Raw genomic sequence first — 25,563 nt, forward strand, 5'->3', positions numbered from 1 at the left:
GGGCCGGTCAGCCCTTGCGGGTCAGCAGCAGCGCGGTCAGGTCGTCGTCGATCGGGCCGACGGCGCGCAGGCGGTCCAGCAACCCGTCCAGGAAACGGCCACCATCCGTCTCGTCCATCCGCTCGGCGACCAGGGCGGCAAGGCCCGGCTCGTCCAGAACGTCGCTGCCGACCGGGATCTCGATGGCACCGTCCGAATAAAGGAACAGGCGCCCGCCGGGGGGCAGGGGAAGGGAGCGCTCCTCATACTCCGCCGACGCGAGCAGGCCGAGCGGTAGGCCGGCGCTGTCGCCCAGCAGCGGCGCGGAATCGCCCGGCGCCCAGACCATCGGGCGCGTGGACCCGGCGGAGGCGTAGACGAAGCGGTTCCCCGCCGGTTCGACCACCCCGGCCAGCATGGTGGCGAACTGCCCGTTGGGAAGCAGCGCGCACAGTCGGCGGTTGATGGTGGACAGGAACTCGCCCGGGGTCAGGCCGGACACTCCCATCTGCTGGCAGATCGCGTGCAGGCGGAAGGTGTTCAGCGCCGCCCCGACGCCATGGCCGGAGAAATCGACCATGTAGAGCATGGTCCGGCCCTGTCCCTGCACCTGTCCCTGGCCCGGCGCAACGGCGTCGTGCCGCAGGTCCCAGAAATCGCCGCCCAGCTCCGACGAGGGGGCGAAATGAGCGGCGATGTCCACCCCCGCCGCAGCCTCCACCTCGGCCAACCGCTCCGGCGAGGGCATCAGCCGTTCCTGCATCTTGCGGGCGAGCGACAGCTCGCTCTCCGTCCGCTCGTGGAAGCGCTGGAGATCGTGCAGAAGGGCCCGGTTCTGCAGGTGGATGCGCACGCGGGCCAGCAGCTCGACCGCGTTGATCGGCTTGGTCACGTAATCGGTGGCCCCGGCGGCGAAGGCCTTGGCGCGGTCCTCCGCCCGGTTCAGGCTGGATTGCACCAGGACCGGCAGATCCTTCCAGGCGGGAAGCGCGCGCAGGCGCCGGCACATCTCGAACCCGTCCAGGTTCGGCATCATCAGGTCGAGCAAGATCAGGTCGGGCCGGAAGGCGTCCAGCCGGGCCAGCGCGTCGTTGCCGTCCTCTGCCATATCGATGCGGGTGACACCGCCGCGTTCCAGCAGGGCCTGGAGCAGATGACGGTTCACCCGGTTGTCATCCACCACCAGGACGCGGGCCGTTTCCAGCCCCGGCACCTCCGGCAGGTCGTTCATCGCGCACCCCCGCGCCCGATCCAGACCAGCGTGTGGTCGTCGAGCGGCACGTCGCCCTGGGCGGCGGCGAGCGCCGTCGTCACCGCGGTGAAGGCGCCGCCGCTCCCGCTGCCCCCGCCACCATCGTCGTCAGCCATCGCGGTCTGGACGGCGGCGCTCCGCAGCAGGGCGGCGAAGCCGCCGCTGCCCCCGCCCAGCGCCTCCAGCACGGCGGTCGAGTGCAGGACCAACGCCGAGCCCGGAGGGAAGGGCAGGCTCTGCTCCTCGTAGCGGGCGCCGGCGGCGATGCCCACCGGTTGGCCAGCCCCCTCGCCGAAGACCAACGCCGCGTTGCCGGGCGAGATCAGGACCGGCGGGGCCGCCGCCGCCGCCGCGTAGGTGAAGCGTTCCGCCGCGCCGTCCACCACGCCGTAGATCACCGTGGCGTGCTGCCCAAGCTCCAGCAGGCAGACGGCCCGCTCGTTCAGTTCGGTCAGGAAGGCGCCGGGCCGCTCGCCGAGATGGGGCGCCAGTTCGTGGATCAGCGTGTGCATGCGGAAGGCGTTCAGCGCCGCCGACACGCCGCGCCCGGCCATGTCCAGCAGGAACAGACCGAACCGCCCGCCCGCCAGCGGCAGCACCCCCCAGAGGTCGCCGCCCAGATCGGAGGACAGCGCGGTGTGCGACCGCAGCGTCACCCCCGCGCTGTCCGTCAGCGCGGCGCACAGGGCCGCGGAGGGCAGCAGATGGTCGTACATGGAGCGGGCCATCGCCAGCTCCCCCTCGACCCGCGCCCGGTAGGTCTGCAGGTCGCGGATCAGCACCCGGTTCTGGAGGTGGATGCGCACGCGGGCGACCAGCTCCGTCCGGTCCAGCGGCTTGGAGATCAGGTCGGTGGTGCCGGCGGCGAAGGCACGGTTGCGGTCGTCGCTGGACGACAGGGCGGTCTGCACCAGCACCGGCAGGTCGGCGTAGGCGTGGTCGGCGCGCAGGCGGCGGCACACCTCGAACCCGTCCATTCCCGGCATCATGATGTCGAGGATCAGCAGGTCCGGCGCCTCCGCCGCGATCTGCTCCAGCGCGTCGAAGCCATCCTTGGCATAAGCGATGTTCTGGAAGCCGGCTTCGGTGAGCAGGGCGCCGATCAGTGTGCGGTTGAAGTCGGTGTCATCCACCACCAGGATGCGGCAGGCGGCGATGGCGTCGTCCATCAGAGAGGGAACCTCATGCGGATGCGGCGCCCGCCGTCGAGAAGCTGAAGTTCCTCGACGATGGCGGCGATCAGGTCCAGCCCGCGGCCCGAGGCGCCGTAGTCGATGCGCTCCGGCCGGGCGAAGCCGGTTCCCTCGTCGGCCACCTCGACCACCGCGCAAGCGCTTTCCAGCCAGGCGGTGACCTCGATCCGGCGCTCGGCGAAGGCGGGGTCGGCCATGCGCGCGGCCAGGTCGTGGGAAAAGCGCTCCAGCGCCTCGACGCTCAGCCCCTTCATGCCTTCGACCTGAAGGTTGCCGTGGACCACCGCGTTGCTGATCGCCTCGTGCAGCGCCAGTTCCATGTCGTCGCGCTGGGCTTCCGGCATGGGATGCAGGGCGGCAAGCCCGTTCAGGATGCGCCCGGCCAGATGCAGGCGGTTGGCGGTCACCGTCGTCACGCAGGCGAACAGGTCGGCGCGGGCGGCGCGGTGCGCGGCCTCGACGATCTGGGCGTCGGACAGTCCGGCGATCTCGATCCAGGCGCCAAAGGGCCGCTGCCAGAACTCCGGCGCCTCCACGGCGCCGGCATCGCCCACCAGAAGCAGAACGGAGGCGCCGAACGCCTCCCCCGCCGGGGAGCCGGGCCGCCGGGGCGGAAGCCGAAGCGCCGCCGACAGCCGGTCCAGCCGGTCGGACGGCACGCCCAGGCCTTGCAGGGCGGCGACGCGGGTGGGGGAGGGGACCAAGGCGGTCAGTCCTCGATCGTGACGATCTTGTTGAGCTGGGCTACGGTCAGCACGCGCTTGACCTGTCCGGCGGCGGAGCGCAGGACGAGCTGCTTGTCCGCGTTCGCCATTTCCTCCCGCGCGATCAGCAGCATGCCGATTCCCGCCGAATCGACGAATTCCAGCGTGGAAAGGTCGAGCACCTGACGTTTGGCCTTGTTCTGCAGCATCTCCCGGATCAGGGCGCGCAGCTTGGCGTGGTCGTTGAAGGTCAGACGACCGCGCAACCGAACCAGGGTTTCCTGCTCCTTGTCCTCAATTCCGTAGTCCATCGGTCCGGTGTTCCTGAAGGGTGTTCTTGGGGCATTGGGGCGGGTGGCCTTTGCGGACCACGCCAGAATGGAGCAAGACAGGCCGGGGATTCCAGAGAATCCCTCGGCTTCAGAAAAGTTCAATGTCGCCGCCGGAACTGTCGTCCTGGCCGGCATCGACGTCAAGGACGCCATGCTCGTCCAGCGCCGTACCTTCCAGCAGCAGACGGCGCACGAAGCGCTGGCGCATCTCGCTCAGCTTGAAGCGGCCCAGCAGTTCGTCGAGCCATTCCTGCGGAACCTGCGGCCCCAAGGAAGCGGGCATTTCGACGCGGGTGCGGTTTTCCAGCTCGTTCAGCCCTTCCGCCATGATGGCGAGGCTGTCGTTGATGGCCTCCAGCCGCTGCTTGGTCAGGTCCTGGAACTGCATCCCGGTGACCATGCGGCTGATGGTGGCGGACATGTCCGACGACACGGTCGCCGCCGTCTCCAGCACCGCCTGGAAGTGGTTGGTCTGGTCGACCAGGCTGTCCATGGTCTTGTCCACCCGCTCCTTGGCGAGCATCTGGGGGGACATGTCGGTGTCGGCGATCTGGCGCAGGATGTCGTGGCCGTTGCGCACGCCCTTGACCACCGCGGTGACCTTGGAGCGCATGCGGTCGGCCAGCGCCCCGGTGTTGCGGGAGAGGTGGCGCACCTCCTGAGCGACCACCGCGAAGGTGCGGCCGGCTTCGCCGGCGCGGCTCGCCTCGATGGTGGCGTTCAGCGCCAGGAAGTTGGTCTGGCGGTTGATGGCGTCGATGTCGCCGATCGACTTCTCCAGCTCCGCCACGTCCTTCTGCACGTCATCGAGCAGATAGACCATGCTCATGGCGTGGCGCGACAGCATGACGATGTTGGAGATCATGTCCGCGATCATCTGCTGCATGCCGGTGACCAGCTGGTCCATCGGCACCCGCTCCCCGTCGATGGAGACGGAGCCGGCCATGCCGACGATCTCCTCCACCCGCTCCGACTGCTGCATGGCCTTCTCGGCCAGCTCGCGGAAGCGGGAGGAGAGGTCAAGCGTGGCGTCCTCGACCGTCGAGGAGGTGCGGGTCAGCTCGTTCTGCACGGCCTCCAGCGTGCGGCGCTGGATGTCGGCGTAGCCCATCCAGGTCGCCAGCAGCTCCCCGGTGACCGCGATCTTCTCGCCGATCTCGGGCAGGCTGTGCACGGGAGCGCCATCGTCGGGAAGGTCCGGCTTCTCCGGTTCCGGTCCGGCTTCCAGGCGGGGCGCGCGGCCGTAGAAAGACATGGTGCTGCTCCTCAGTTCGCGCGCGTGCGGTGTTCGCCGATGGCGTCGAACGCGCGCAGCATCTCGGCCGGTATCTGCGCCAGCGGCAGTTCGACGGCGACCGCCCCGGCTTCCCGGGCGGCGCGCGGCATGCCGTAGACGACGCAGCTCGATTCCTGTTCGCCGATGGTATAGGCCCCCGCGTCGCGCATCGCCAGCATGCCCGACGCCCCGTCGCGGCCCATGCCGGACAGGATCACCCCCACCGCGTTCGCCCCCGCCGCCTTGGCGACGGACGAGAACAGCACGTCCACCGACGGGCGGTGGCCGCTGACCGCCGGGCCGTCCTGGATGTGGCAGGAATAGCCCTGGGCGTCGCGGATGATCACCAGATGCCGGTCGCCGGGGGCGATGTAGACCGTGCCCTGGACCAGCCGGGCGCCCTGGGTGGCGACCTCCACCGACGGCGGCGAGATGCGGTCGAGCCGGGCGGCGAAGCTGGGGACGTAGCTCGGTCCCATGTGCTGGGTGATGACGATGGGCGGGCAGTCGGCGGGCATGACCGCCAGAACGTCGCGGATGCGCTCCACCCCGCCGGTCGAGGCGCCGATGGCGATGAAGCGGGTGCCCGACCCGGCACGGCGCGGCGTCTGGAGGGGCGAGGCCGCGGGCTTGGGCCGCCGCATCGACAGGCGGGCGGTGGCGGCGATGCGGATCTTGCCGACCAGCTCGTGGGCCATCGCCTCGAAGCCGTGGCCCTCCGAGCCGTCGGGCTTGGCCACGCAGTCCACCGCGCCGATCTCCAGCGCGCGGATCGTCGCCTCCGACCCCTCCTGGGTCAGGGAGGAGACCATGACGACCGGCGTCGGGCGCAGCGTCATGATCTTCTCCAGGAAGGACAGCCCGTCCATCCGCGGCATCTCGACGTCCAGAGTGACGACGTCCGGGTTGGTCCGCTTGATGACGTCCCGCGCCTCGTAGGGGTCGCGGGCGACGCCGACGACCTCGATGCCGGGCTCGTCCGAGATGACGGCCTTCAGCATCTCCCGCATCAGGCTGCTGTCGTCCACGATCACGACGCGGATGGAGCGTGTCATGGCTCAGTCCTCCCCGAACAGTTCCACGTCGCCCTCGATCGGCTGGTGCCGCAGGCTGGAGCGGAAATGCAGTTCCTGGTTCGCCGTCTCCGACAGGGCCTCGGGCCGTAGCATCTTGCGCATGGCCTTGCCGGTGTGGGGAAAATAGTGGATGCGCCGGGCCGAGGCGCCGCCCAGATCCTGGCCCATCAGCTTCAGCCCCTCCCGCCGGACATAGTCGAGCGCGAAGGCGGCGTTGCGCTGGCCGACGTCGAAGCTGGAATCGATGACGCGGGCGCCGCCGAACAGCTTCACCTCCAGCCGCCCGCGCTGGGCGCCGCGCGCCAGCAGGTCGTTGATCAGCCGCTCCATGGCGACCGAGCCGTAGCGCGCCGCCGCACCGGTGCCGGCGTCCTCGGACTCCGGGACCTCGGGCAGCAGGAAATGGTTCATGCCGCCGATCGCCGTCGCCGGGTCGTGGACGCAGGCGGCCACGCAGGAGCCCAGCGTCGTCACCATCATCACGTCCGAGCGGTCGCTGACCAGATGATGGCCCAGGAAGACCTTCATCGTGTGGGCGCGAAACTGCGGGTGGAAGTAGCCGCCGGTCTGCCGGGCCTCCGCCGCACGGCGGCTTGCGAATGCGGTCATGCGTCACAGCCTCCGGTAGATGGTGGGGCCGGTCTGGCGGAAGCGGTCCGACACGCCGTACAGGCTCTCCGAATGGCCGAGGAACAGGTAGCCGCCGGGCTCCAGCATGCGGGCGAAGTTGCCGATGACCTGGGTCCGCCCGACGCGGTCGAAATAGATCAGCACGTTGCGGCAGAAGATCGCGTCGAACGGCCCCTTCATGGGCCAGTGCTCCAGCAGGTTCAGCGGCTTGAAGGTGATCAGCCGCTTCAACTCCTCCTCCATCGCCACCATCGGCTCGCCGGCCTCGCGCTGGCGCCGGGTGAAGCGGTCGCGCAGGGGGGCCGGGATGCTGTTCGCCAGATCGGCGGGATAGACGCCGCGCCGGGCGGTGTCGACCATGTGGGTGTCGATGTCGGTCGCCAGGATCTTCGCGTCCCAGCGCCGCAGCTCCGGACCGAAGCTGGAGGCCAGGACCATGGCGATGGTGTAGGGCTCCTGCCCGGAGGAGCAGCCGGCCGACCAGATGCGCAGCCGCGGGTGGGAGGACTCCCCGGCGTGGCGGGCGCGCATCTCTGGCACCGCGGTCTTCGCCAGGAAGTCGAAATGGTGCGATTCGCGGAAGAAGCTGGTCAGGTTGGTGGTCAGGGCGTTGACCAGGAAGCCGACCTCGTTCGCCCCCTCCTCGCTCTCCAGCAGGGCGCAGTAGGTGTCGAAGTCTGGCAGGCGCAGGTCGCGCAGCCGCCGGGCGAGGCGGGAATAGACCATCTCGATCTTGTGCGGGGCCAGCGCGATCCCGGCGAGCTGGTAGAGCATGCGGGCGATGAAGTCGAAGTGCCGCCGCTCGAACGGGAACTCCCGCCGGCCGGAGGTTGCCGCGGGGACGGCGCCGCGGTCGGCGGCATCGGAGTCCGGAACCGGGCTGGGGGCCGTGGTCATGCCGCCCGCCCGCGGGCCTGGGCCCGCGCTTCGCCGGCGAGCTTGTCCAGCAGGCCGAGCACGATGCCCGACAGCCGGTCGAGATCGGCCAGCGCCTGCGCCTCGGCGGCGTCGTCCCCCTGCTCATGGGCGCGCAGGGCGCGCTTGCCGGCCTCGTGGAAGCGGGCGTGCGGCTCGGCGATCCGGTCGAAGGACGGGCAGGAGCGCACGGCGGCATCCGTCACCGTGTCGTACCACTTGCCCAGGCGGCAGCCGTGATGGTCGGCCAGCCGGTCCGCGGTGGCCTCGCCGTGGCCCTGGACGGTTTTCAGCACGGTGTCACGGAAGGTCACATGGTCGATCTTGGTGTTCTCGATCAGCTGGATGTGGCGGGCCAGCTCGGATGCACCGTGGGCGTGGCCGGCGTCCAGCGAGAAGAAGGCCATCTGCTGGCGCAGCTGCCCGGCCTGCTCCTCCAGCGAGCGGGCGGCGGCGGTGCTTTCCTCGACCAGCGCGGCGTTCTTCTGGGTCATCTCGTCCATCTGGGCGACGGCGGTGTTGACCTCGTCCAGGCCGGACGCCTGCTCGGCGGTGGCGCGGGCGATCTCCGACACGAGGTCGGCGACCCGCGCGATGCCCGCCACGATGTCGGTCAGCGAGGAGCCTGCGGAGCGGACCAGCTCCACTCCGTCCTTGACCTGCGCCCCGCTGTCGAGGATCAGCGTCTTGATCTCCTTGGATGCCTGGGCGGAGCGCTGGGCGAGGTTGCGCACCTCCTGCGCCACCACGGCGAAGCCGCGCCCGGCGTCGCCGGCCCGCGCCGCCTCCACCGCCGCGTTCAGCGCCAGCAGGTTGGTCTGGAAGGCGATCTCGTCGATCACCCCGATGATGTCGGAAATCTTCTGCGACGAGCGCTCGATCCCGCGCATCGCCTCCACCGCGCTGGCGGCGACCTGACCGCCCTTCTCGGCGGCGCGCCGGGCGTCGTTGGCGAAGGTGTTGACCTGCTGGGCGTTGTCGGCGTTGGAGCGGACGGTGGCCGCCAGCTCCTCCATGCTCGCCGCCGTCTCCTCCAGCGAGGAGGCCTGCTGCTCGGTGCGCTCGGACAGGTCGAGGCTGCCGTCGGCGATCTCGCGGCTGGCCGCGGCGATGGACTCGGCGGCGCCGTTGATGCGGCGGACGATCTCCGACAGCTTTTCCGTCGTGCCGTTGAAATCGTCCTTCAGGCGCAGGAACACCCCCTCGTACGGCTTGTCGATGCGCCGCGACAGATCGCCCTGGGACAGCGATTCCAGCATGGCGGCCAGATCCTCGGTCACGCCGGAGACGTTGGCGGCCAGCCGGTTCATGCCCTCGCTGACCAGCCGGAAGAAGCCGGTCTTGCCGTCCAGCGCGATCTGCTGCGAGAAGTCGCCGCGAACGGCGCTGTCCACCATGCCGGCGATCTCCGCCTCGATGGACAGCTCGGCGGTCAGGTCGCGCCATTCGACGACGAGGCCCAGCTTCTCGCCGTGGCGTCCGGCGACCGGGCTGGCGGTGATCTCAAAGCTGCGGCGGCCCGCCTTGACCATGCCCTTGTAGGGGCTGGCGAGGCCGGTCAGGCTGCTGCGCAGGCGCGGAGCCTCGGTGTCGAGCGCGTCGAGAGTCGTCCCGATCAGCCCGGCGGCGTCGAAGGCGGGCAGGGCCTTGCGCAGGTCGCTCTCGGCGGCCTTGAACATCGCCAGGGCGGCGGCGTTGCAATAGGTGACGGTCCCGTCCTCGCCCACCGTCATGATGCAGGACGACACGCGGTCGAGCGCGATTCCCGCCCGCACGGCGGTCACCGCGTCCTCCTTGAAGGCGGCGACGGCGCGGGCCATCGCGCCCAGCTCGTCACGCCCGTCGGTGTGGGGGACGGTGACCGACAGATGGCCGTCGCTGAGATCGCTCATCACCTTGCGGATGCCCTGGACCGGGCCGGTGATCGAGCGGGCGATGACCTGCGCGGCGCCGATGCCCAGCAGCAGCGACAGGCCGCCCAGCAGCAGGGCCAGCAGGACGCTGTTCTCCACCTCGGCCTCGGCACGGCCCTCGATCGCCTTCTGCTCGGCCTGGATGGCGGTCGCGATGGACTCCAGCGTCGCGTTCAGGGCGGTGACGACCTTGGCGACGACCTCGGCGCGCAGGCGGTCGATCTCCTTGTCGGCGGCGACGGCATCGCGGAAGGCGGTGCGGTAGCCCGGCGCGCGCTCCGCGACCTCGCGCAGCATCGCCGCCACGCGGGGTTCGGTCAGCAGGGCCTGCGCCTCGCGCACATGCTCCAGCATCTCGTCGAGGTTCTTTTCCATCGGCCCCGCGGCGGCAGCGTCGCGCATGCCGAGCGCGCGGTTGGCGAAGAGGCGGGTCAGCACCCAGTGCTTCTCCATCTCCTCCCCGACCAGGGCGGCGTCCTTGTCGCCGGTGGCCTGGGCGCCCTCGACGATGCGCTCCAGCGTCCCGGTGATCTGGGTGCCCAGCGGGTCCATGGTCTGGCGGATGGCCGCGTCGTAGCGGTCGCGGACGACGCGGATCGCCTCGAACTGGGTGTGGTACTCGGTGTGCAGCCGCGCCAGCTCGGCGAAGGCCTCCGCCTGGCTGGAGCGTTGGATGGCCGCGCCGTGAGCGGCCAGCGCCTGATCGAACTCGGTGCGCAGCGCCCGCTGGCGGTTGAGCGCGGCGGGGTCGCCGGACACCAGATAGTCGCGCCCGTGGATGCGCTGGTTGGCGAGCCGGGCCGAGAGGTCCTTGGCGAAGGTGGCGAGTTCGCCGCCGGTGAGCACCGCGTCGACGCTGCCGTTCAGGCTGCGGATGCTCAGCAGGCTGGCGGCGACCTGGGCGGCCAGCAGGGCGAGCAGGAGCGCGAAGGCCAGCCACAGCCGCTTCGAGATGCCCATCGCCCCAACGAACGAACCGATCCCTTTCGCCATGCCATCCCCCTTGCCCGCCGTGTCGTACCGGCGTTAGCCCTTATTTGAAACAAACCCGTGTGAAAAGCCGCGACATGACGCACCCCCGTCGGCGCCTGTCTGGGCACCTCCGTGGGGTGCTGTTCAGGACGCCCGCTCCAGCGCCGGCAGGGCCCTGGTCGCCGAGTCCAGCTCGCTGTTCTCGACGGAGAACAGCTTCTCGACGCTCAGCAGCGTGACCATGCGGTCGTCGGCGGTGTAGAGGCCGCTGAGATACTCGGCGTCGACCATGCCGCCGTCCACGTCGGGCGGCGGCTTGATGGCGTCGTGGCCGATCGCCAGGATGTCGGAGATGGCGTCGACCAGGATGCCGCGGGTGCGTTCCCCCACCTGGATCACCACCACGACGTGGCGCTTGGTGACCGACGTGGCACCGCCGCCGAAGCGGGCGCGCAGGTCGAAGATGGGGATGATGATGCCGCGCAGGTTGATGACGCCGCGCACATAGTCCGGCAGGTTCGGCAGGCGGCTTTCCGGCGTCCAGCCGCGGATCTCGCGGACCGACAGGATGTTGACGCCGTATTCCTCGCTGCCGACGGTGAAGGTGACGTACTGCTCCTCGGCGGCGTTGACCGCCATGACGTCGTTGCGGGCGTCGGTGCGGGTACCGCCGACGGTGGCGAGCGCGGTGGAACTGCTCATCGCTGTGGCCTCAGACCGGTTCGAGTGCGGGTGCGGGCAGCGCGGCCACCGGCGGACGCGGCGCCCTGGAGTCCATGTGCCGGCTCATCTCGCGCAGGCCGGCGACGTCCAGGATCAGGGCGACGCGCCCGTCGCCCAGGATGGTCGCGGCGGCCACGCCATCGAGGCGGCGGAAGTTCGCTTCCAGGCTCTTGATGACGACCTGCTGCTGGCCCAGCACCTCGTCCACGACGAGGCCGAGGCGGGAGCCGTCCTCCGTCTCCACCAGAACCACCAAGGCGCGGGTGGGGTCGGCGACGGCGTCGGGGATGCCGAACAGCTGGTGCAGGTAGACCAGCCGCACATACTCGCCGCGGGCCATCATCACGTCGCACTTGCCGACCAGCCCGTGCAGGTCCGCCGCCTTGGGGCGCAGGCTCTCCACGATGTTGGTCAGCGGCAGGACGAAGCGCTCCTCGCCGACCGAGATCACCATGCCGTCGAGCACCGCCAGGGTCAGCGGCAGCGACAGCACGAAGCGCGAGCCCTCACCCGGCGTGGAGTAGACGCCGATGCGCCCGCCGAGCGAGGTGATGTTCCGCCGCACCACGTCCATGCCGACGCCGCGGCCCGACAGGTTGGACACCTGATCGGCGGTGGAGAAGCCGGGCAGGAAGATCAGGTTGTCGATCTCCTCGTCCGACAGGGTGGCGCCCGGCTGGACGAGGCCCTTCTCGATGGCCTTGGACAGCACCTTGGGCCGGTTGATGCCGCGCCCGTCGTCGGTGATCTCGATGACGATGCGGCCCGAGCGGTGCTGCGCCGACAGGTGCACGGTGCCGGCGCGCGGCTTGCCGACGCGCTCCCGCTCCTCCGGCCCTTCCAGCCCGTGGTCGATGGAGTTGCGGATCATGTGGGTCAGCGGATCGACGAGGTTCTCCACCACCGTCTTGTCCACCTCGGTCGTCTCGCCGCTGGTGACGAGCTGGACCTCCTTGCCGGTCGTGGCGGCGCATTCGCGGACCAGCCGCGGCATGCGGGAGAAGACGCTCGACACCGGCTGGGCGCGGATCGACATCACGCTCTCGCGCAGCTCGCGGGTGTGCTGGGCCAGCTGCTCCAGCCCTTCCAGAAGCTCCTGGAACTCGCCGGGGGGCAGCTCGCGCACATGCTCGGCGATCATCGCCTGGGTGATGACCATCTCGCCGACCATGTTGACCAGCCGGTCGATCTTGTCGAGATCGACCCGGATGGTGTGGCTGGTCAGCCCGGCATGCTCCGCCCCGCCGCCGTTGGGGCGCGGACGGGCGGCTTCGGCTTTCGGGGTTTCAGCCCCAGGGGATTTGGGGGACGCTTCGGGGATCGTGACAGCGACCGCCGACGGGGCCGCGGCGGCGACGGGCACCGGATCGGTGACGGGTGGCGGCGCCTCGGGGGCGGCGGGCGGGGGCGCCTCCGCGGTGATGCGAATGTCGCAGTCGTCGGCCACGAACTCGAAGACGTCGTTGATCTTGTCCAGATCGACGTCCGCATCGGCGATCAGCGTGACCGTCCAGGAGAGGTGGAGAAGCTCCGCCTCCAGGTTCTGGAGATTGGGCAGGGCGTCGGTGTGGCATTCGACGGTGGCGTCGCCCAGCCGGCGCAGAGCGCGCAGCATGAAGGCCGGTTCGTTGCCCGACATCAGCAGGTCGGACCGCGGCCGGAAGACAATGGTCCAGCGCAGCTTGCCGGGGGGGACCGGGTCCTCCTCCGCACGGGCAGCGGCGATGGCGGCCATGGCATCGCCGAACAGGCCGGCCTCGTCATCCTCGTCGTCGGCGTAGACGGGGGTAAGCGGCGGAGCGGCGGGAGCAGCCGCCGGAGCCTGGGCTTGCGGAGCACCAACCGACAGGTGGCGGCGCAGGGCGGCCACGGTGCCGTCGGTGGTCCCCGCCGGGGCTGGGTCGCCCTCCCGCGCGTAGGCCAGCATCTGGCCCAGCAGGTCGTTGGCGCGGATCAGCGTGTCCACCAGCTCGGTCGTGACGGGAACGGTGTTGTTGCGCACCCCGTCCATGACCGTCTCGAACTCGTGCGCGAAGGCGACCAGTTCGGTGAAGCCGAAGGCGCCGCCGCCGCCCTTGATGGAATGGACGGCGCGGAAGATGGCGTTGACCTCGTCGGAATCGACCTCGCCCGGCGTCAGCCGCAGCAGGCCGGATTCGGCGACCTCCAGCAGTTCCGCGCTTTCGTCGAAATAGGTTTGCTTGAACCGGCTCAGGTCTTCCACGGGCGCCCCCTCACAAGCCAGGACGCGGCGTCAGCCGCACACCTTCTGCACGACGGAGATCAGCTTCTCCGGGTTGAAGGGCTTCACGATCCAGCCGGTCGCCCCCACCGCCCGGCCTTCGGACTTCTTCTTCTCGTCGGCCTCGGTGGTCAGCATCAGGATGGGCAGCGTGCGGTGCGCCGGGGTGGCGCGCAGGCGGCGGATCAGGGTCAGCCCGTCCATCACCGGCATGTTGAGGTCGGTGATGACGAGGTCCACCTTGTTGGCGCCGATGACGCCCAGCGCCTGCTGGCCGTCGGCGGCTTCGACCACGTCGTAACCGGCGCCCTTCAGCGTGAAGGAGACCATGTCCCGCATGGTCCGCGAATCGTCGACGGTGAGTACCTTCTTCTTCACGCTTGGCTCCATTGCTTCAACCAGCCGTCCAGCCCCAGATCCTCGCAGGCTTCCGCCAGGACTTCGGACGGCTGGGCGATGGCGAACGTCCGGTTGTGTTCGGCGGCATGCCGGGAGGCGACCAGAAGCGCCTGGACGCAGGCGGTGCTGACCCGCTCCACGGCGGCGGCCTCGGCGATGACGGTCTCGGAGGCGGCGAAACCGGCGCGCAGGCTGTCCAGAAGGGGCTGAGCCATGGCAAGGTCGAGGTCGCTGGGCAGGCCCAGGCGCACCGTCCCCCCCTCGTCGCTCCACTTGATCAGTGTCACCGCTCGTCTCCTTGCCACCCGACCGGGCAGAACCGGCACCGGGAGGGCTTCCATGTCCGGCATTTGGGAAAAAACCTGCCAGAAACACGTATAAGGATTCGTTAAGGCAACTGGACTGACCTGTGTCAACCAAGGGTGTTATCGGGCGGGGTGCCCCGATCGTTTCGTCTTCCGATTGATTCAGGACGCCTCTTTTACGCGCGCTTCCGCCTGCGGCACGGTGAAGGCGAAGGTGGCGCCGCGGCCGGGGGCGCTGTCCACCCAGATGCGGCCGCCGAGATGCTCGACGATGCGCTTGCAGATGGCCAGCCCCAGCCCGGTGCCCTGCGGCTTGTCGGTCATGGTGTCGCCGACCTGCCGGAAGCGCTCGAAGACGATGGCCTGATGCTCCGCGGCGATGCCGGGGCCGCTGTCGGTGACGGACACGCGCAGGTGGTCGCCTTCCACCGTCACGGACAGCGAGGCCCGCCCGCCCGCCGGGGTGAATTTCGCGGCGTTGGACAGCAGGTTCACCGCCACCTGCACCAGCCGGTCATGGTCGCCGCGCACCGCCGGCAAACCTTGCGGGATGGTGACGGCCAGCGCGATGCCGCGCTCGTGGAACAGCCGGGCGGTGGCCGCCGCCGCCTGCTCCAGCGCGGCCCCGAGGTCCATCGGACGGACCTGCCAGTCGATCTCCCCGGCCTCGATCTTCGCCATGTCGAGAACCTGGTTGATCAGGCGGGTCAGCCGCTCGCTCTCGGTGATGACGAGGCCGAGGAACTCCTGCCGCTGCTCCAGCTCGATGTCGGGGTTGTCGTGCAGCACCTCGGTCAGGGCGCGGATGGAGGTCAGGGGCGTGCGCAGCTCGTGCGTCACGGTGGACAGGAATTCGTCCTTCAGCCGGTCCAGCTCCGTCAGCCGCTCGTTGGCGGCGCGCAGCGCGGCCGACGCGCGCTGCAGCTCCGCCGTCTTGTGTTCGAGCTGGCGGCTGTATTCGATGACGTGGCTGGTCTCGTCGAGCATCCGCATCAGCTCGGGGTAGCTGACCTCGCCGCCCTCCACCGCGGAGGCCAGCGCCACCCGCGCGGAGGCGGCGCCGATCGCCCCGGCGAGCAGCCGCTCGGCGAAGCGCACCAGCTCCGCCCCGGCCCGGCGGTCCGGCTCCAGCGGCCCGTTGCGGCGGACATACTGGGCGAAGGCCGCCTCCGCCCGCTGCGGACCGAGGAAGCGCGCGACGATCCGTTGCAGGTCGCCGACCGTGGCGGTGCCGCGCCACGCGCCGGCGGGAAGGGGGGTGTCGCGGTGCTGGAACACCTCCACGAAGGCGGTGGCCTGCGCCCGCTCGCCCAGGCCGGGGCGGTCGAGCAGGGAGACCACGACGTAGAGGCCGATGTTGAGCAGCATGCTCCAGAACAGGGCGTGGGTCAGCGGGTCCATGCCGTCCAGCCCGAACAGGGCGTAGGGCTGCAGCAGGGCGACGCCCCACGGCCCCTGGTCGATGAAGGAGGCGGGCAGCCAGCCGGACCGCGCGAAGCTGGGCAGCAGCAGCGTGTAGGCCCAGGTCAGGATGCCGGCGCTGAGGCCGGCCAGCGCGCCGCGCCGGGTCGCCCCCGCCCAGTAGACGCCGCCGATCAGCGCCGGGGCGAACTGAGCCACCGCCGTGAAGGAGATCAGCCCGATGGCGCTCAGCGCGTAGGCCGAGCCGGCGATGCGGAAATACAGGTAGCCGAGCAGCAGGATCGCCACGATGGCAGCGCGCCGGATGGTCAGCAGCAGCGGCGACAGGTCGTGCAGTCGCTCCAGCCGGGCGCTGCGGGCGCGCAGCAGAAGCGGCATCACGATGTCGTTGCACACCATGGTGGACAGCGCGATGGCCTCGACCACGATCATGCCGGTGGCCGCCGACAGCCCGCCGATGAAGGCGAGAAGGGCCAGCCACTCGTTCCCGGCGGCCAGCGGCAGCGCCACCACGAACATGTCCGGGTCCACCGCCCGGTCGGGAAAGCGCATCAGCCCGGCCACCGCCACCGGCAGGACGAACAGGTTGATCAGCAGCATGTAGAGCGGGAACAGCCACAGGGCGCGGGTCAGGTGTCGCTCGTCCACATTCTCGATCACCGTCACCTGGAACTGGCGCGGCAGGCACAGCACCGCCGCCATCGACAGCAGCGTCATGGTCAGCCACGACCCGTCGGCCAGCGCCGGGGCGGAGGTGAAGAGGTTGCGGATCTCAGGATGCTCCGCGGCCGTGGCGAACAGCTCGGTCGGGCCGTCGTGCAGCCCCCAGACCACCGCCGCGCCGACCGCCAGGAAGGCAACCAGCTTGACCACCGATTCAAAGGCGATGGCCGCCACCATGCCCTCGTGATGCTCCGCCGCGTCGATGTGGCGCGTGCCGAAGATGATGGCGAAGGCCGCCATGACCACTGCGACGTAAAAGGCGTTGTCCAAGACGACTGGCAGGGACAGGCCGCCGGTGGCGCCGGACGGGTCGGTCCCCCACAGCACGTCGAAGCTGACCGCTACGGCCTTGAGCTGCAGGGCGATGTAGGGCGTCACTCCGATCACCGCGGTCAGCGCCACCAGCCCACCCAGCCCCTGGCTGCGCCCGTAGCGGGAGGCGATGAAGTCGGCGATGGAGGTGATGCGCTGCGCCTTGGCGATGCGCAGGATCTTGCGCAGCACCAGCGGCCCCAGCAGCATCAGCAGGGTCGGGCCGAGATAGATCGGCAGGAAGCCGATGCCCAGCGATGCCGCCCGACCGACCGAGCCGTAGAAGGTCCAGGCGGTGCAATAGACCGCCAGCGAGAGCGCGTACACGTACGGGGACGCGATGACGCTGCGCCCCGCGTCGGCCCGCCGGTCCGCCCACCAGGCGATGGCGAAGAGGAGGAGCAGGTAGGCGAAGCTGGCGGCGACGATGGCGGGCCAGGGCATGTCAGCGCCCCCTGCGTTCCAGGAGCACCGCCGACAGCGCGATCACCCCGCCCCACACCCCCAATGCGTACACGTACAGCAGCGGCAGGCCGAACAGCGAGTCCCCGGCGCCGAAGACGCGCAGCAGCGGCGGGTTGAAGGCGACCACGCCGAACAGGAACAGCGCGATCAGGCGGTCGGCGCCCGCCCGGCGCGGTGGAGGGGGTGCGGGTTGCGGGGAAGCGGGGTGCAGGGTTGGCCCGCCGGTCAAAAGGCGCGCTCCCGCGCCGCCAGCTCGACGATGATGTTGGCGCCGCGGATGGCGTCGTCGAGCGTGCGGACGTCACGTTCCTTGAGCATCTCGACCATGCGCAGGAAGACCGCGGCGGTGACGAGGCTGTCGCCCAGCGCCGTGTGGCGGTCCACCACCTCGATCCCCAGCCGCTCGGCGATGCCGTCCAGCGTGTGGTCGCCGCCCTCGCCGAGCAGCATCCGCGACAGCAGCATGGTGTCCAGCACCGGGCTGTCGAAGCGCACGCCCGAGGCCCGTTCCTTCATCTTCAGGAATTTCAGGTCGAAGGCGGCGTTGTGGGCGATCAGCACCGCGCCCGACACGAAGCCGCGGAACTGCGGCAGCACCTTGTCGATGGTCGGCTTGTCGGCGACCATCGCGTCGGTGATGCCGTGGAAGGGGATCGATTCCGGCGGGATGCTCCGCTTCGGGTTGACCAGCGTGTTGAAAGTCTCGCCGGTCAGGATGCGCCCGCCGACGACGCGCACGGCGGCGATCTGGATGATCTCGTCGCCGGTGCTGGGGGACAGGCCCGTCGTCTCGGTGTCGAAGACCACGTAATGGAGCTGGTCGAGCGGCGTGCGACCAAGCTCGCTGGTGGCCAGCGGCTGGTGCAGCAGGTTGAAGTCGAAGAATTCCGGCCGCGCGCCGCCGCGAGCCGCGGTGTGGGCGGAGGGCGGCTTCAGCGCGGGCGGCAACGGCACGCGCAGGCGCGACAGCAGCTCGCCTTCCGACCCCGGCCCCTTCACCGGCTCGCTCCACATCGTGCTCTTGTGGTGCTGAAGCACGTCGCCGACCGTCAGGCCGCCCAGCGCGTCGGGCAGCGGGTGGTCGAGCCAACTGTCCACGATGCCGCTGGGCACCGACGGGCCGCGCCAGGTGATGTCGAGATAGACCCAGCGGTCCCCCGGCTCCACCGACAGGTCGTACGCGGGGACCCCGGTCAGCGCGTAGACGTATTCGATCAGATAGCCGACCAGGATGACGAGGCTGTAGCTGTCACCGTGCACCCATTGCGGCAGCCCGGTCAGCGTCACGCCGTACTGTGCCTCCGGCCCGACGCGGTGGCGGATCAGGTTGATCAGGTTGGTGGAGTGGATGTCGCTCATCGGCCAGGAGCCGGTGACGACGCTGCGGTATTCGTTGGTGACGCGGGCCAGCCGCTCCGACAGGGTGTTGGACGACTCCATCAGCGCGGCCTGGAAGGCGGCCCGCTCCTCCGGCCCCAGCTCCGGCGTGTCGTCCAGCGTCTCCAGAACGGCGCGCAGGTTGGCGATGGGGGCGCAGAATCCCTCCGTCGCCTCGCGGAGCAGGGCGTCGCGCTGGCCGAGCGCGGCCAGCTCGCTGGTCGCGTCCGACAGCGTGATGACGTAACCGGTGATGGTCGGCGGCTCGTCCGAGCCCTCCGGCGGGTCCTGCAGGATGGCGCTCATGCGCCCGGCCAGCAGGATGCGCCCGTCCGTCGTGGCGCCGACGAACTGGGCGGTGGTGCCGTGCTCGTGGTTGACGTGCCGCCCTTCGCGCACGCGCAGGGTCAGCCGCTCCAGCGTGTGGGTGACCGGCTCCGCCACCACGAAATGCAGCAGCGAGCGGCCCAGCCCGAGGTCGCCGGCCAGATGCAGGATGTCGAGCGCCGTCTGGTTGTAGAGAAGGATCTGGTGCTTCAGGTTGCAGACCAGGACGCCTTCGTGCAGGTCGCGCAGGACGGCGGCCAGCCGCGTCTTCTGCTCCTCCGCCTTTGCGGTCGACTCCGCGACGGTGCGCGCGGTGTCGCGGCGGGCGGCGGCCAGCTTGTCCGACAGCTCGTTGACCGCCTTGGCCACCGGGGCGAGGTCGCCGTAGCGCGCCAGCGGGATGCGTGCGCCGGTCTTGCCGTCCGCCGTGCCATGGGCGATCAGCCCGGCCTCGCGGCTCAGCGTTTCCGAGGCGCGCAGCAGACGCCGGTCGACCAGCCCCCACAGGCCCCAGACCGCGGCGGTGACGGCGGCGGTCATGGTGACGGCGTAGGTGACGAAGGCGTTCGGGTCGCCGTTCGCGCTGAAGCCGACCGCGGCCCCCACCGACAGCAGGGGCAGGCCGACGCCGGCGGCGCGGAAGGCCAGGGGGATGATCCGGCGCGGCTCCGTCGGGGTGGTTGCCGGCGCGGCGGTTCCGGCGGTTCCGGTGGTCGCCGGGGCACTCATGGCTGAGGCTCCGCGGTTCCGCCCTGGTTGCTTTCGGGGTTCAGGTATTTGCGGACGGTGGTGACGAGGTCGCGGGTCGAGAAGGGTTTGGTGATGTAGTCGGTGGCGCCCAGCGCCATGCCCTTCTGCCGCTCCACGTCGCGGCTCTTGGCCGTCAGCATGATGATGGGCAGCGACTGGTAGGCGGGATTGGCGCGCAGCGACTGGCAGACGTCGAACCCGTCGCGCCGCGGCATCATGGCGTCCAGCAGGATCAGGTCGGGCGTGCTTTCCGCAACCGACTCAAGGGCTTCCTCGCCGTTGCGGGCGATGCGCACGGTAAAGCCCGCCTTCTGCAGCAGGACTTGCAGAGAGAGGACGATGCTGGGCTCATCGTCGGCGACCAGGATCGTCGGCTTCATACCAGGGTTTCCTCCGGTTCGCCGGTCTGATGCGCCGGCTTCTTGCGGCTGCGCTTGTTCTAATATGCGTGCCTGTTCAATCCCATGTTAGCGGCAAGGAGAAGGACAGATCAAGACGAAGCCCGCCTGCAATACCGAAATTGCGGACGGGCTTTTCCAAAGGAAAGAAGCGGAATAGAGAGGAGCGACAGTTTGTCGCGGTGGCGCCGTTGCCTGCGGTCAGCGCGTCGAGACGACGATGGGCTGCGCTTCCACCTTGCCCTTCAGCGACGCGGCGGCCTGACGGGCGGCGGCGGTGTCGGCATAGCCGCCGACGCGGACGACGTGCCAGGACCGCTGCTCGGCGTCGGTCCAGTCCAGCGCGTAAGCGTTGAAGCCGAGACCGCGCAGGCGGCGGACCAACCCTTCGGCATTGTCGGCCTGCTGGAAGGACCCGACCTGCACGGTGTAGCGCCCGTCCGGAGCGGCGGTGGACGCCGGCGGCGTCAGCACGCCCGACGAGGACGCCGTAGCGGGCGCCGTGGCAGGCGGGGTGGAGGCGGTCTTGGGCGCCGGCTTGGCGGGCTGCGGCGCCGGGCGTGCCGCGGCGGCTTGACGCTGGGCCGAAGCTGGCGGGGGCGGGGCCGACAGCATGGCCTGAAGCTCTGCCGTTTCCGCGGTCTTTGCGGGGGGCGGCGCCTTGGCGGGCTCGGCCGGGGACGGCGCCATGGCCGAAGCCGGCGGATGCGCCGGGACCTTCGCGCTCTCCGCCGTCTCCACGGGGTGCGGCGCGGGGACGGGCTCGGCCGGTCTGGCAGCGGCGGGCGACGGCAGGGCCGGCGGCTCCGGAACCTTCAACGCCGGTGGCGGAATCTGCGGCAGCGCCATGGGCGGCGTGGTCACCGTGGGCGCCGGTGCGGCCGGAGCGACGACGGTCTGCGTCTGCATCGGCGCCTGGGCCGGCGCGGCGGGGGCCGGCGCAGCGGCAGGGGCCGCGCGGGTGATCAGCGCTTCCGGTTTCGCCGGAGTTCCGGTGCCGGGCGAGGCGCCGCCGGGGGCCGGGGCGCTGGGAACGGCGGTGATGAGCGGTGCCGGGGGCGCGGACGGCGCCTCCCCACCCTGATCCAGCATCACGACGACCGCGCCGATGCCGATGGCGGCGGCCAGCGCCGCGGCGATCTTGCCGATGGGCAGGTGCCGCTCCGCCTTCCGCCCGGCGTCCGGGGACAGGAGATCGTCCTCCTCCGCCGGGTCGGCCTTCAGGTCGTCGTTGAGGGCGCGCAGAAGGCGGGCGATGTCGTCCCGTGCCTCCCCGCCATCGTCAGCGGGGGCATCGGCCATCGGGGACGGCTTGTGTTCCGCCTTCTGGCCGGCGGCCTTCATCTCATCCTTGAACGTCACGGCGGCGTGCGCACCCAGTTGAAGATCGCAAGGAGTCGGAAGTCACGGGGACGCGGCCCCGAAGGGCGGCGCCACGATCCAAAGACCTTCTACTGTATTTCGACGTTCGTTCAAACGCCGATGCGACGAATTGGCGTGAGAAAGTTGGGCGCGAAGGCGCACCAAGGACGCTTTTTCCGGGTTCAGGCCGTTGGGCGGTAGGGATGCTCGGCCATCCAGTGGCGGGCGATGTCCAGCCGGGTGGCGACCCACGCCTTCTCGTGGCCCCGCACATAGTCGAGGAAGCGGGCCAGCGCCGCGGCGCGCCCCGGCCGCCCGACCAGACGGCAGTGCAGCCCGATCGACATCATCTTCGGCTGGTCTTCGCCTTCGGCGTAGAGGACGTCGAAGCTGTCCTTCAAATAGGTGAAGAACTGCTCGCCGGTGTTGAAGCCCTGGTTGGTCGCGAAGCGCATGTCGTTGGCGTCGAGCGTGTAGGGCACGATCAGCTGCGGCCGGCCGAAGCGGTCGTCCCAGTAGGGCAAGTCGTCGGCATAGCTGTCAGCGTTGTAGAGGAAGCCACCCTCCTCCGACACCAGCTTCCAGGTATTGGGGCTGCACCGCCCGAGATACCAGCCGAGCGGGCGGGAGCCGGTCACGCGGGTGTGGACCTCGATGGCGCGCAGCATGTGCTCGCGCTCCACCTCCTCCGGCAGATGCTGGTAGTCGATCCAGCGGTAGCCGTGGGTGGCGATCTCCCACCCGGCGTCCTGCATGGCGCGGACGGCGTCCGGGTTGCGCTCCAGCGCCATGGCGACGCCGTAGACGGTCACCGGCAGGTCGCGCTGCGTGAACATCCGGTGCAGCCGCCAGAAGCCGGCGCGGGACCCGTACTCGTAGATCGATTCCATGTTCATGTGCCGCATGCCGACGATGGGCTGGGCGCCGACGATCTCCGACAGGAAGGCCTCCGACGCGGCGTCGCCGTGCAGGACGCAATTCTCCCCGCCCTCCTCGTAGTTGATGACGAACTGCACCGCCACCCGCGCCCCACCCGGCCAGTAGGGGTGCGGCGGACGGGACCCGTAGCCGATCAGGTCGCGCGGGTAGTCATGTGACATGGTGGAGGCGCTCCGTCAGGGAGGAGGGGGGCGGTCAGGAGGCGGAGGACGAGGACTTCTCGGTGGACTGCTCCTCCGGCACCTGATGGCGCAGGATCAGCGGGGCCTGGAAGGCGCTGAACAGCAGGGTCAGCGGCATGATGCCGAACACCTTGAAGTTGACCCAGGCGTCGGTGGTCATGGTGCGCCACACCACCTCGTTCAGCGCGGCCAGCAGCAGGAAGAACCACGCCCAGCGGATCGCCAGCGTGCGCCAGCCCGCGTCGGACAGGTTCAGGACGGATCCCAGAACGTGCTTCAGCACGTTGCGCCGCGTCAGATGCGCCGCGAACAGGACCGCGGCGAACAGCAGGTTGACCAGCGTCGGCTTGATCTTGATGAACAGGTCGTCCTGAAGCCACAGCGTCAGCCCGCCGAACAGCAGGACGAAGCCCGCCCCGACCACCGGCATCACCGGCACCTTGCGTTCGAACCGCCAGGAGACCAGCACGGAAATGCTGATCGCCACCATGAAGACGGCGGTGCCGATCATGATGCCGGCCTGGGAATTGGCGATGAAGAAGGCCGCCAGCGGGCCGGCTTCGATCAGCAGTCGGGCGTATTGGTTCATGATCCTCACATAGACCGAACCGGGCCTGGGATAAAGAGGGAAGCGAGGGGACGCCTCCGTGCCCGGTCAGAACCGGTAGGAGGCGCGGATCGAACCGTAGTTGCTGTAGGATTTCTGCCCCTCAAACTCCGGCGACAGGAAATTCTGGGCGTAGGAGATTCCGAACCGGTCGTAGCGCAGCGTCACGCCGATCTGGAAGGCGGCGATGAAGTTGTTTTTGTCCACCGACCGGCTGTCGCGGAAGCTGTTGCCGTCGAGGAAGATGTTGCGGGCGACGGCGCGCCCCTCCGCCCCGGCATAGACGTACCAGGAGAAGGGCGGGCGCGGCGCCCCCGCGGCCACGCTGTCCTGATAGGGGATGCTGGCGGTCGGGCGGAGGATCAGCGCGCCGACCGGCGGCGCCATGTTGCCGCCCAGCCGCATCGTGACGCCGGCCCCGCCGAAGGTCAGGACATTGCCGACGCTGGCCGTGACGTGGGGGCTGATGTCTGCCTCGAAGGGGCCGATGCGCGCCGGGCGCTCGGCGCGCCAGACATGCTCGTAGCTCAGGATGATGCCCGGCTCGTTCTTGAGCTGGTAGTCCCAGCCCTCCGGCCAGCGGGCGCCCGGCACGATGCGATGCACCGTCTTCTGGGTCTGCTCCGCCAGCGAGGCCGGGCCGACCATGCCGATGTCCAGGTCGATGCGGTCCACCTGCCGCGTCTCTTCGGAAATCACCGACAGGCGCCCGTACAGCCAGCCGGCGTAGGGGCGATCGGTGGCGTCGGGGATCGGCTTGGTGATGTCGCTGGGGGTGTACATGTTCTGGCCGAAGGCGATGCCGTAGCGCCGCACCCCATGCTCCCCGATCCAGGGGACGAGGTTGGCCAGCCAGTCGATGTTGCCGTAGGTCGGGCGGTCGCCGGAGACGTAGTAGAACTGGACTCCGTTCGTGTAGTAACGGTCGGTGCCGCCGCCGAACAGGTCGTTGTCGACCCAGAAGCCGATGGACGGGCCGGCCCGGGGCGTGGTTTCCGCTGGCGGAGTGGTGTCCGTGTTCGGAACGCTGTCGGTTTTCGGAACATTGTCCTGAGCCAGCACCGGTCCCGCCGCCAGCCCGAGTGAGAGGGCGGCGATGACGCTCCAACCTGAACGCACGGCCATAATGGTCAAATTCCCTTCGTTGCCGGGCACCCTAAGATAAGACGCGGGCGCCCTTTGGCGCCTGCGCTTTCGGGTGGGGCAAAACAGCTTGTCTTACTGGAAAGCGGCCTCGGCGAAGCTGCGCAGCTTGCGGGAATGCAGGGTTTCCATGCCGTGCTCGCGCAGAAGCTCCATGGCCAGCACGCCGATCTTCAGGTGCTGGTCCACCCGCTCGCGGTAGAAGCGGTCGGCCATCCCCGGCAGTTTCAACTGCCCGTGCATCGGCTTGTCGGAAACGCAGAGCAGCGTGCCGTAGGGAACGCGGAAGCGGAAGCCGTTGGCGGCGATGGTGGCGCTTTCCATGTCCAGCGCGACGGCACGGCTCTGGCTGAAGCGCATCAGCGGCTCGCGGTGGTCGCGCAGTTCCCAGTTGCGGTTGTCGATGGTCGCCACGGTGCCGGTGCGCATGATGCTCTTCAGCGCGTAGCCGGACAGGCCGGTCACCCGCTCCACCGCCGTCTCCAGCGCGCGCTGCACCTCGGCCAGCGCCGGGACGGGCACCCAGGTCGGCAGGTCGGCGTCCAGCACATGGTCGTCGCGGACGTAACCGTGGGCCAGCACATAGTCGCCCAGCCGCTGCGTGCTGCGCAGCCCGGCGCAGTGGCCCAGCATGATCCAGGCGTGCGGGCGCAGCACGGCGATGTGGTCGGTGATCGTCTTGGCGTTCGACGGGCCGACGCCGATGTTGACCAGGGTGATTCCGTTGCCGTCCGGTCGGGTCAGGTGGTAAGCGGGCATCTGCGGCAGGCGGAGCAGCCGTGCGCCGTTCGTCGGCGCCTCGCCGGGGCCGCCACCCAGATTGGCGTTCTGAACGATGACGCCGCCGGGCTCCACGAAGCGGTCGTACTGGCTGCGGTAGGCGGCCAGTTCGGGATCGGCGGTCGGCTCCATGATCTCGCGGGCCATGCGGATGAACTCGTCCACATAGAACTGGTAGTTCGTGAACAGGACGAAGTTCTGGAAATCCTCCGGCGCCGTCGCCGTGTAGTGGCGCAGCCGGTGCAGCGAGAAATCCACCCGCGGCGCGGTGAACAGGGCCAGCGGCTTCACCGCGTCCAGCGACTCCTCGTAGGTGCCGTTGACGATGGTGTCGTCCATGCGGGCGAGGTCGGGCAGGTCGAACAGATCAGGCAGCCCGGCCAGCCGCTCCGGCGTCAGGTCGCCCTCGACATGCATGCCCTGAGGGAAGGCGAAATGGATGGGGATGGCCTCGTCGCTGACCCCGACCTCCAGCGGAACATGGTGGTTGCGCAGCAGGAGCGAGAGCTGTTCGCGGTAATAGCGGTCGAACAGGTCGGGGCGGGTCAGCGTCGTGGAATAGGTGCCCGGCCCCTCGACGAAGCCGTAGGCCAGCCGCGTGTCCACCGTGGCCGCCGAGGCGGTGGAGAGGCGGACGTAGGGATAATGGGCCTGTTCCCGCCGTCCGCCGTCCTCGCCGCGGGTGAAGGCGGCGAAGCGGTCGCGCAGATAGGTGGTGTTGCGGTCGTAGAGGTCCTTGACGAGGGCCAGGGCGGCGTCCGCGTCGGTGAAGCGCTCGACAGGACCGGGAGGAACGGGGGAGGGGGAGGTCTTGGCAGCCGTCATAGTCTTCAAATAGGGCTTGGGCGAAGCTGTCGGAAGCCCC

At 69.8% G+C, this 25,563-nt stretch carries 22 protein-coding genes; all 22 read right to left on the reverse strand.

The annotated features are described in order from the left end of the window. Positions 1–7 precede the first annotated feature (7 nt). Positions 8–1,210, reverse strand: coding sequence for a PP2C family protein-serine/threonine phosphatase (locus tag ACWPXE_RS19360; protein WP_454019071.1), 1,203 nt, complete (start codon positions 1,208–1,210; stop codon positions 8–10). Continuing rightward, entirely contained in the window at positions 1,207–2,400 is a 1,194-nt protein-coding gene (locus ACWPXE_RS19365) for a response regulator (protein ID WP_454019072.1), read from the reverse strand. The genes ACWPXE_RS19360 and ACWPXE_RS19365 overlap by 4 nt, the downstream gene beginning before the upstream one ends. Then, complete coding sequence (locus tag ACWPXE_RS19370) at positions 2,400–3,128, reverse strand: ATP-binding protein (RefSeq protein ID WP_454019073.1); 729 nt, start codon at positions 3,126–3,128, stop codon at positions 2,400–2,402. Before ACWPXE_RS19370 ends, ACWPXE_RS19365 begins: the two co-directional genes overlap by 1 nt. 5 nt (positions 3,129–3,133) lie before the next feature. Next, the gene (locus ACWPXE_RS19375; RefSeq protein ID WP_014241675.1) at positions 3,134–3,439 is read right to left on the reverse strand and encodes an STAS domain-containing protein; all 306 of its coding nucleotides are present in this window, start codon (positions 3,437–3,439) and stop codon (positions 3,134–3,136) included. Positions 3,440–3,548: 109 nt separating this feature from the next. After that, a complete protein-coding gene (locus tag ACWPXE_RS19380) occupies positions 3,549–4,715 on the reverse strand; it encodes a methyl-accepting chemotaxis protein (protein ID WP_237904846.1) in 1,167 nt (388 codons plus the stop codon). Between the two features lie 11 nt (positions 4,716–4,726). Next, a complete protein-coding gene (locus ACWPXE_RS19385; RefSeq protein ID WP_454019074.1) occupies positions 4,727–5,791 on the reverse strand; it encodes a protein-glutamate methylesterase/protein-glutamine glutaminase in 1,065 nt (354 codons plus the stop codon). A 3-nt stretch (positions 5,792–5,794) separates the two neighbouring features. Continuing rightward, positions 5,795–6,421, reverse strand: a complete 627-nt coding sequence (locus ACWPXE_RS19390) for a chemotaxis protein (protein ID WP_014241672.1) — start codon at positions 6,419–6,421, stop codon at positions 5,795–5,797. 3 nt (positions 6,422–6,424) lie between these two features. After that, positions 6,425–7,339, reverse strand: a complete 915-nt coding sequence (locus ACWPXE_RS19395; RefSeq protein ID WP_454019075.1) for a CheR family methyltransferase — start codon at positions 7,337–7,339, stop codon at positions 6,425–6,427. Next, positions 7,336–10,263 (reverse strand): methyl-accepting chemotaxis protein, encoded by a 2,928-nt coding sequence (locus ACWPXE_RS19400; RefSeq protein ID WP_454019076.1) that lies wholly within the window; start codon positions 10,261–10,263, stop codon positions 7,336–7,338. Before ACWPXE_RS19400 ends, ACWPXE_RS19395 begins: the two co-directional genes overlap by 4 nt. A gap of 123 nt (positions 10,264–10,386) precedes the next feature. After that, positions 10,387–10,944 carry a chemotaxis protein CheW gene (locus ACWPXE_RS19405; RefSeq protein ID WP_454019077.1) on the reverse strand — a complete coding sequence of 186 codons (558 nt, stop codon included), beginning with the start codon at positions 10,942–10,944 and terminating at the stop codon, positions 10,387–10,389. A 10-nt stretch (positions 10,945–10,954) separates the two neighbouring features. Beyond that, on the reverse strand, positions 10,955–13,189 hold the full coding sequence (locus ACWPXE_RS19410; RefSeq protein ID WP_454019078.1) for a chemotaxis protein CheA: 2,235 nt from the start codon (positions 13,187–13,189) through the stop codon (positions 10,955–10,957). A gap of 30 nt (positions 13,190–13,219) precedes the next feature. Next, positions 13,220–13,597 carry a response regulator gene (locus ACWPXE_RS19415; RefSeq protein ID WP_014241666.1) on the reverse strand — a complete coding sequence of 126 codons (378 nt, stop codon included), beginning with the start codon at positions 13,595–13,597 and terminating at the stop codon, positions 13,220–13,222. Continuing rightward, on the reverse strand, positions 13,582–13,893 hold the full coding sequence (locus ACWPXE_RS19420) for an STAS domain-containing protein (RefSeq protein ID WP_454019079.1): 312 nt from the start codon (positions 13,891–13,893) through the stop codon (positions 13,582–13,584). Before ACWPXE_RS19420 ends, ACWPXE_RS19415 begins: the two co-directional genes overlap by 16 nt. Before the next feature lie 180 nt (positions 13,894–14,073). Next, entirely contained in the window at positions 14,074–16,812 is a 2,739-nt protein-coding gene (locus ACWPXE_RS19425; protein ID WP_454019080.1) for an ATP-binding protein, read from the reverse strand. 1 nt (position 16,813) lies between these two features. Continuing rightward, on the reverse strand, positions 16,814–17,062 hold the full coding sequence (locus ACWPXE_RS19430; protein WP_454019081.1) for a hypothetical protein: 249 nt from the start codon (positions 17,060–17,062) through the stop codon (positions 16,814–16,816). Continuing rightward, on the reverse strand, positions 17,059–19,266 hold the full coding sequence (locus ACWPXE_RS19435; RefSeq protein WP_454019082.1) for an exonuclease domain-containing protein: 2,208 nt from the start codon (positions 19,264–19,266) through the stop codon (positions 17,059–17,061). The genes ACWPXE_RS19430 and ACWPXE_RS19435 overlap by 4 nt, the downstream gene beginning before the upstream one ends. Then, on the reverse strand, positions 19,263–19,667 hold the full coding sequence (locus ACWPXE_RS19440; RefSeq protein WP_454019083.1) for a response regulator transcription factor: 405 nt from the start codon (positions 19,665–19,667) through the stop codon (positions 19,263–19,265). The genes ACWPXE_RS19435 and ACWPXE_RS19440 overlap by 4 nt, the downstream gene beginning before the upstream one ends. 219 nt (positions 19,668–19,886) lie before the next feature. Next, on the reverse strand, positions 19,887–21,047 hold the full coding sequence (locus ACWPXE_RS19445) for an SPOR domain-containing protein (protein ID WP_454019084.1): 1,161 nt from the start codon (positions 21,045–21,047) through the stop codon (positions 19,887–19,889). Positions 21,048–21,229: 182 nt separating this feature from the next. After that, on the reverse strand, positions 21,230–22,147 hold the full coding sequence (puuE, locus tag ACWPXE_RS19450; protein ID WP_454019085.1) for an allantoinase PuuE: 918 nt from the start codon (positions 22,145–22,147) through the stop codon (positions 21,230–21,232). Positions 22,148–22,181: 34 nt separating this feature from the next. Then, the gene (locus tag ACWPXE_RS19455; protein WP_237904857.1) at positions 22,182–22,757 is read right to left on the reverse strand and encodes a septation protein A; all 576 of its coding nucleotides are present in this window, start codon (positions 22,755–22,757) and stop codon (positions 22,182–22,184) included. Positions 22,758–22,823: 66 nt separating this feature from the next. Next, positions 22,824–23,900, reverse strand: coding sequence for a lipid A deacylase LpxR family protein (locus tag ACWPXE_RS19460; RefSeq protein WP_454019086.1), 1,077 nt, complete (start codon positions 23,898–23,900; stop codon positions 22,824–22,826). A 93-nt stretch (positions 23,901–23,993) separates the two neighbouring features. Beyond that, positions 23,994–25,523 carry an AMP nucleosidase gene (locus ACWPXE_RS19465; protein ID WP_454019087.1) on the reverse strand — a complete coding sequence of 510 codons (1,530 nt, stop codon included), beginning with the start codon at positions 25,521–25,523 and terminating at the stop codon, positions 23,994–23,996. Positions 25,524–25,563: the final 40 nt, after the last annotated feature.

The organism is Azospirillum sp. Marseille-Q6669, assembly GCF_965111635.1.

Excerpts from the sequence above, each read along its gene's own strand:
- ACWPXE_RS19455 (WP_237904857.1), bottom strand. The coding sequence starts at position 22,757 with ATGAACCAATACGCCCGACTGCTGATCGAAGCCGGCCCGCTGGCGGCC.
- ACWPXE_RS19435 (WP_454019082.1), bottom strand. The coding sequence starts at position 19,266 with ATGAGTGCCCCGGCGACCACCGGAACCGCCGGAACCGCCGCGCCGGCA.
- ACWPXE_RS19390 (WP_014241672.1), bottom strand. The coding sequence starts at position 6,421 with ATGACCGCATTCGCAAGCCGCCGTGCGGCGGAGGCCCGGCAGACCGGC.
- puuE (WP_454019085.1), bottom strand. The coding sequence starts at position 22,147 with ATGTCACATGACTACCCGCGCGACCTGATCGGCTACGGGTCCCGTCCG.
- ACWPXE_RS19460 (WP_454019086.1), bottom strand. The coding sequence starts at position 23,900 with ATGGCCGTGCGTTCAGGTTGGAGCGTCATCGCCGCCCTCTCACTCGGG.
- ACWPXE_RS19415 (WP_014241666.1), bottom strand. The coding sequence starts at position 13,597 with ATGGAGCCAAGCGTGAAGAAGAAGGTACTCACCGTCGACGATTCGCGG.
- ACWPXE_RS19395 (WP_454019075.1), bottom strand. The coding sequence starts at position 7,339 with ATGACCACGGCCCCCAGCCCGGTTCCGGACTCCGATGCCGCCGACCGC.
- ACWPXE_RS19380 (WP_237904846.1), bottom strand. The coding sequence starts at position 4,715 with ATGTCTTTCTACGGCCGCGCGCCCCGCCTGGAAGCCGGACCGGAACCG.
- ACWPXE_RS19365 (WP_454019072.1), bottom strand. The coding sequence starts at position 2,400 with ATGGACGACGCCATCGCCGCCTGCCGCATCCTGGTGGTGGATGACACC.
- ACWPXE_RS19405 (WP_454019077.1), bottom strand. The coding sequence starts at position 10,944 with ATGAGCAGTTCCACCGCGCTCGCCACCGTCGGCGGTACCCGCACCGAC.
- ACWPXE_RS19400 (WP_454019076.1), bottom strand. The coding sequence starts at position 10,263 with ATGGCGAAAGGGATCGGTTCGTTCGTTGGGGCGATGGGCATCTCGAAG.
- ACWPXE_RS19425 (WP_454019080.1), bottom strand. The coding sequence starts at position 16,812 with ATGCCCTGGCCCGCCATCGTCGCCGCCAGCTTCGCCTACCTGCTCCTC.
- ACWPXE_RS19360 (WP_454019071.1), bottom strand. The coding sequence starts at position 1,210 with ATGAACGACCTGCCGGAGGTGCCGGGGCTGGAAACGGCCCGCGTCCTG.
- ACWPXE_RS19440 (WP_454019083.1), bottom strand. The coding sequence starts at position 19,667 with ATGAAGCCGACGATCCTGGTCGCCGACGATGAGCCCAGCATCGTCCTC.
- ACWPXE_RS19375 (WP_014241675.1), bottom strand. The coding sequence starts at position 3,439 with ATGGACTACGGAATTGAGGACAAGGAGCAGGAAACCCTGGTTCGGTTG.
- ACWPXE_RS19385 (WP_454019074.1), bottom strand. The coding sequence starts at position 5,791 with ATGACACGCTCCATCCGCGTCGTGATCGTGGACGACAGCAGCCTGATG.
- ACWPXE_RS19465 (WP_454019087.1), bottom strand. The coding sequence starts at position 25,523 with ATGACGGCTGCCAAGACCTCCCCCTCCCCCGTTCCTCCCGGTCCTGTC.